This window comes from Modestobacter sp. KNN46-3, assembly GCF_011039295.1.
This window is the reverse complement of the sequence record NZ_JAAKGN010000212.1, coordinates 1-6,363: the sequence shown is the minus strand read 5'-3', so window position 1 is coordinate 6,363 and position 6,363 is coordinate 1. Positions and strand designations below refer to the sequence as shown.

The following is a 6,363-nucleotide window of genomic DNA, read 5'->3' as shown; positions in this document are numbered from 1 at the left end:
GCTCAGCCGGAACGACACGTCCGGGGCGGCCTGGCTGCCCGGCGTGGGGTCGAGCCCCACGACGGTGCCGGCGGGCTGCAGGCTGTCGACCTGATCGGTGCTGGTGCTCCCGGTGAAGCCGGCGCCCTCCAGCCGGTCGATCGCCTCGTCCTGGTCGTCGCCCAGCACGTTGGGCACGGCGATGGTGTTGGGGCCGCCGCCGACGACCAGGTCCACCGGCTCCTGCGGGTCCAGCTGGGTGCCCGCGGCCGGGTTCGAGCTGAGCACGGTGTCCTCCTGGGCCTGGGTGCTCGGCTCGCGGGTGACCGTGCCGACCTGCAGGCCCGCGGCCAGGATCTCGGCCTCGGCGTCGGCCTGCGGGTCACCGACCAGATCGGGCACCGCGACCTGCTCGACCACGGGGGCCTCGGGCTCGTCGCCCCCGGACGTCAGGGCCAGGGCCAGGCCGACGCCGCCGGCGATCAGCACGACGACGGCGACGACGATCGCGATGATCCGGTTGCGCCGGCGCTTGTCATCGGCCTGCCCGTCGTCCCACTCGTCGTTGCCGTACCCGCCGGGGGTCACGCCGATGATCGTGGTCTTCTCGGCGTCGCTCATCACCGGTGTCGCCTCGACCCGTTGGCCGGCGACGGCGCGCAGCAGGTCCGCGCGCATGTCGGCGGCGGACTGGTAGCGGTTCGCCGGGTTCTTGCTCATCGCCTTGAGCAGGATGGCGTCGAGCTCCGGGGTGATCTCCGGGTTGATCGACGACGGCGTCCGGGGGTCTTCCCGCACGTGCTGGTAGGCGACGGCGACGGGGGAGTCGCCGGTGAAGGGCGGGGTGCCGGTGACCAGCTCGTAGAGCAGGCACCCGGCGGAGTAGACGTCGGAGCGGGCGTCGACGCCCTCGCCGCGGGCCTGCTCGGGGGAGAGGTACTGGGCGGTGCCGATCACGGCGGCCGTCGAGGTCATCGTCGCGGCGGAGTCGGAGACCGCCCGGGCGATGCCGAAGTCCATCACCTTCACGGTGCCCTGCGGCGTGATCATGACGTTGCCGGGCTTCACGTCCCGGTGCACGATGCCGTTGCGGTGGCTGAAGTCCAGCGCGGCGCAGATGTCGGCGGTGAGCGACATGGCGCGCTCGGGGGGGAGGCGCCGCTCGCGGCGGAGCACGTCGCGCAGGGTGTCGCCCTCGACGTACTCCATGACGATGTACGGGGTCGCGCCGGTGGCGGTGCGGTCCTCCCCCGTGTCGTAGACCGCGACGATCGCCGGGTGGTTCAGCGATGCGCTGGCCTGGGCCTCGCGGCGGAACCGGACCTGGGACGACGGGTCGCGGGCGAGGTCCTGGCGCAGCACCTTGACCGCGACCTCCCGGCCCAGCCGGAGGTCGCGCCCCCGGTGCACCTCCGCCATGCCACCGCGGCCGAGCACCCCGCCGATCTCGTAGCGCTCGCCGAGCACCTGGGGGGTGGTCATCGGTGGTCCTCTCGGGTGGTGCGGTGCGGCGGTCGCGGCTCCGGGGTGGCTGGACCGGGGAGCGGTACGCCGTCGCGGAGCCTAATCGCTGGCGGGCTCGCGGCAGGCGCGACGCGAGCGCCTCGGGACGCGTGTGTCACTGGTTGCCTGAGATGCTGCCCGCTGACGGTGCGTCCGCGTTCGAGGAGACAGAGGCGGCCGGAGACGAAGACGGGGCCGGGTCGACGGGCTCGCTGGTCGGTGTGTTGGTCGGGGTGTTGGTGGGGGTGGTGGTCGACGTGTTGGAGCTGGTCGAGCTCCGCTGGGTCACCGTCGCGGTCACCGTGGCGGTCGTCGGGGTGGTCGGCCCGCCGTCCTCGCCCTCGTCGTCCCCGTCGTCGGGTGCCGGTGCCGCCGGCGGCGGGGCACTGCTCTCCCCGGCGTCCCCGGCGTCCCCGGGGGCGTAGGCCTGGGCGGCCACGGCGAGCGTGATCGTCGCCCCCTCCGCGAGGGGACCGCGCGCGGGGGAGGCGGTCACGACGTCGTTCTCGGCCAGCGCGATCCCGGCCTCCTCCAGCTCGTCCGCAGTGGCGTCCTCCTGCCGCACCGTGAAGCCCTGGCCCACGAGTTGGGCGCTGACCAGATCGGCGTCGTCCCCGACGTAGTCGGCCACGTCGAACGCGATGGCCCCGGAGGCACTGGTGGACGCCGATGCGGATGCCGAGGGCGAGCTGGCGCCACCCGGCGCCGCCGAACTGTCCGGGTCGTCGGACCTGGAGAGGACGAGGAACACCCCGGCGGCGACCAGCCCGACGAGGGCCAGCGCCGCCGCGGCCCACAGCAGCCGGGTCCGGCGGAGGTCCTGCGGGTCGGCCTCGTCACCGGTCCAGCTGCTCGCACCGTCACCGTCGACCGGGGGGCCGTGCAGCGGGGGCATGGTGCGGGGCGCGGTCGAGGGGTTCACGGTGGTGCCCGGACCGGTCGCCGGGAACATCGTGGTCGCCGTGCCGTCGTCCCCGACCACCTGGGTCATCGCGGTGGCGGCCGGCACGGGGCCGCCGGCCGCCACCTGCCGCACCGCGGCGGCGAAGGCCGCGCCGTCGGGGAAGCGTGCCGCGGGGTCCTTGGCCAGGGCACGCTCGATCAGCGCCCGCACCTGCCACGGCACGTCCGCCGGCATGGGGGGCGGGGGTCGGTTGATCTGCGCCAGCGCGATCGCCACCTGCGACTCGCCGTCGAAGGGACGCACCCCCGCGATGCACTCGTACCCGAGCACGCCGAGCGAGTAGACGTCGGAGGCGGCGGTCACCACGTGCCCCTGGGCCTGCTCGGGGGAGAGGTACTGCGCGGTGCCGACCACCATCCCGGTGCGGGTGAGCGGGGCGGCGTCGCGGGCGTAGGCGATGCCGAAGTCGGTCAGCTTGACCACGCCGTCCGGCCGCACGAGCAGGTTCCCGGGCTTGATGTCCCGGTGCACCATGCCGGCGTCGTGCGCGGCGGAGAGGCCGTCGCCGGCCTGCCCGAGGACGTCGAGGGTCTGCTCGGCGGTGAGCCGCCCGCGCTCGGCCAGGATGGTGACCAGCGGCTTGCCCTCGACGAACTCCATGATCAGGTAGGCCAGGCGCTGGCCGTCCTGGGTGGTCTCGCCGTAGTCGTAGACCGAGGCGATGTTCGGGTGCGACAGGGCGGCGGTGTGCCTGGCCTCGTTCCGGAACCGGATGAGGAAGCTCGAGTCGCCGGTGTACTCGCTGCGCAGCACCTTGACCGCGATGATCCGGCCGAGGGTGCGGTCGCGGGCCTGCCAGACCTCCCCCATCCCACCGGTGGCGATCGGGGCGGTGATCTCGTAGCGGCCGGCCAGCTGGCTGCCCACGCGGACAGCCATCAGCCGCCGCCCTGCAGGTGGGCCTCGATGACCGAGCGCGCGATCGGGGCGGAGACGTCCCCGCCGGTGCCGCCGCCGTTGCGGATGAAGACCGCCACGGCGATGCTCGGGTCGTCCGCAGGCGCGAAGCCGATGAACCAGTTGTGGTCGGGGCCGGCGTTCTCCGCGGTGCCGGTCTTGCCGGCCACCTCGATGCCGCTGATCTGGGCGCGGCGGCCGGTGCCCTCGTCGACGACGTTGGTCATCATCGCGGTGAGCTGGTCGGCGACCTCCTCGGAGAAGGGCTCCGACAGCTGCTCGGGCTCGGTCTGGTCGAGCACCGAGAGGTCCGGGGCCTGGATCGACTCGACCAGGTACGGGTTCATCAGGTCCCCGTCGTTGGCGACCGCGGCGGCGATCATCGCGGCCTGCATCGGGGTCAGGGCGACGTCCCGCTGTCCGATCGAGGTCTGCCCCAGCGCGGCGTCGCTCTCGATGTCGCCGATCGTGCTGCCCTGCACGGTCAGCGGGATCTCGAAGCGCTCCCCGTCGATGCCGAACGCCTCGGCCATCTCCCGGACCGCGTCCTCGCCCAGCTCGATGCCGAGCTGGGCGAAGGCGGTGTTGCAGGAGATGGTGAGCGCGTCGATCAACGGCTGCTCGCCCGTCGGGCTGCAGGGCTCGTTGCCGAAGTTCTGCAGGTCGGTGGAGGTGCCCGGCAGGATGTAGTCCTGGGGAGCCGGGATGACCGTCTCCTGCGTGTAGTCGCCGCTGGCCAGCGCTGCGGCGGCGACGACGACCTTGAAGATCGAGCCGGCCGGGTAGCGCTCGGAGATGGCCTGGTTGGTCCGCGGGTCGGTCTCCATCGCGTCCAGCTGCTCGGCGTAGGCGCGGACCGCGGCGGTGTCGCTGCCGGCCAACTGGCCCGGGTCGTACGTGGGCGTGCTGGCCAGGCCGAGGACCGCCCCGGTGGACGGGTCGAGGGCGACGACGGCGCCGACGTGACCCGCCAGGCCGGCCATCGCCGCCTCCTGCACGGCCGGGTCCAAGGTGAGCTCGACGTTGCCGCCGGAGGGGTCCCGGCCGGTGAACAGGTCGGCCAGCCGCCGGCCGAAGAGCCGGTCGTCGGTGCCACGCAGGACGTCGTTCTCGACCCGCTCGATCCCGCGGTTGCCGAACAGCACCGAGTAGTACCCGGTGGCCGCTGCGTACAGCGGCCCGTTGGCGTAGGTGCGCTGGTACCGCAGGGTGCTGTCGGTCTCCACGGAGGAGGCGATCTCGTTGCCGTCGACGACGATCGCCCCGCGCTCCCGGCCGTACTCCTCGGTGAGCACGCGGGTGTTGCGGGCGTCCGCGCGCAGGTCGTCGGCGCGGAGCACCTGGATCACGTTGACGTTGACGATCAGCAGGGTGAACAGCACCAGCACGCTGATCGCCACCTTGCGCAGCGGGGCGTTCACGGCTGGACCACCTCGGTCGGGGCATCGGTGAGCCTCGGCGGCGTGGTCGCGGCCGTGGCGGCCGGTCGGCGGGCGGCGTCGCTGATCCGCACCAGCAGCGCCACCAGCCCGAAGTTCGCGACCAGGGACGATCCGCCGTAGGCGAGGAAGGGCGTGGTCAGCCCGGTGAGCGGCAGCAGCCCGGTGACCCCGCCCAGGACGACGAAGACCTGCCAGGCGAGGGAGAAGGCCAGCCCGGCGGCCAGCAGCTTGCCGAAGCCGTCGCGGACCACCAGGGAGGTGCGCAGCCCCCGCTCGACCAGCACCAGGTAGATCACGATCATCGCGACCAGGCCGAAGAGCCCCAGCTCCTCACCGATCGCGGCGGCGATGAAGTCGCTCTTGGCGACCGGCACCTGGTCCGGCCGCCCGCCGCCGAGGCCGGCACCGAACAGACCGCCGGTGCCGAGGCTGAACAGCGACTGGACCACCTGGTAGCCGCCGGTGTCGGCGTAGGCGAAGGGGTCCAGCCAGGTGTCCACCCGCACCCGGACGTGACTGAAGAGCTGGTAGGCGACGAACGCACCGCCGGCGAACAGCAGCAGGCCGATGACCAGCCAGCTCGCGCGCTCGGTGGCCACGTAGAGCATCACCACGAAGATGCCGAACAGCAGCAGCGAGCTGCCCAGGTCGCGCTCGAAGACCAGCACCAGGATCGAAGCGACCCAGGCCAGCAGCACCGGGCCGAGGTCGCGGCCGCGCGGCAGCTCCAGGCGGAGCACCCGGCGGCTGGCCAGCGCCAGCACGTCGCGCTTGTCGACCAGGTAGGCGGCGAAGAAGACGATCAGGCAGATCTTGGCGAACTCACCGGGCTGGATGGAGAAGCCGCCGAACCGGATCCACAGCTTGGCGCCGTTGATCTCCGAGTTCGGCAGCACCGCGGGGAGCGCCAGCAGCACCAGCCCGATGAGGGCGAGGGTGTAGGCGAAGCGGGCGAGCGCCCGGTGGTCGCGCACGATGACCAGGACGGCGACGAACAGCACCAGCCCGACCGTGGCCCACACCAACTGGACCGGGGCGTCCACGCTCGCGGAGCTGCTGCCGCCGAGCTGGGTACCGGCGATGTCCAGCCGGTGGATCATCGACAGGCCCAGCCCGGACAGCACCGCGACGCAGGGCAGCAGCAGTGGGTCGGCGTAGGGCGCGAACCGCCGGACGACGACGTGCGCGACGACCCACAGCGCGGAGAACCAGATGCCGAAGGTGACCAGCTCGGTGCCCGGGGACCCGGTGACGGTGATGTCGATGATCAGGTGCGCGGCCAGCGTGATGAGCACCGCGAAGCCGAGCAGGAGCAGTTCGGTGCCCCGTCGGGTGGGGATGGCCGTGCCGGGGGCGATGGCAGCGCGCGGGTCGGTGCCGGGGCCGTTGACCGGCGCAGCCACTAGTCGGCCTCCCGGCAGTCCACTCCCGGCTCACCGGAACGGGACAGCGCCGAGGTCGTCGAGGACGACGGCCGTGGCGTGCTCGTCGAGCCGGTCGTCGACGGCGCCGCCGGCGACCACGTGGGCCAGCGGGAGGTCGACCCCCGGTCGGCCGCCGGTCGCGCCGCGCTCGCCG

Annotated in this window: 4 protein-coding genes; all 4 read right to left on the bottom strand. The window is 73.2% G+C overall.

What is annotated here, in order from left to right:
• A partial coding sequence (pknB, locus tag G5C62_RS24730) for a Stk1 family PASTA domain-containing Ser/Thr kinase (protein ID WP_164703102.1) occupies window positions 1-1,461 on the bottom strand: 1,461 nt, incomplete at its 3' end.
• Between the two features lie 136 nt (window positions 1,462-1,597).
• Entirely contained in the window at window positions 1,598-3,325 is a 1,728-nt protein-coding gene (locus G5C62_RS24725) for a serine/threonine-protein kinase (RefSeq protein ID WP_164703101.1), read from the bottom strand.
• Window positions 3,325-4,764 (bottom strand): penicillin-binding protein 2, encoded by a 1,440-nt coding sequence (locus G5C62_RS24720; protein WP_164703100.1) that lies wholly within the window; start codon window positions 4,762-4,764, stop codon window positions 3,325-3,327. Before G5C62_RS24720 ends, G5C62_RS24725 begins: the two co-directional genes overlap by 1 nt.
• A complete protein-coding gene (locus G5C62_RS24715) occupies window positions 4,761-6,188 on the bottom strand; it encodes an FtsW/RodA/SpoVE family cell cycle protein (protein WP_164703099.1) in 1,428 nt (475 codons plus the stop codon). The genes G5C62_RS24720 and G5C62_RS24715 overlap by 4 nt, the downstream gene beginning before the upstream one ends.
• Window positions 6,189-6,363: the final 175 nt, after the last annotated feature.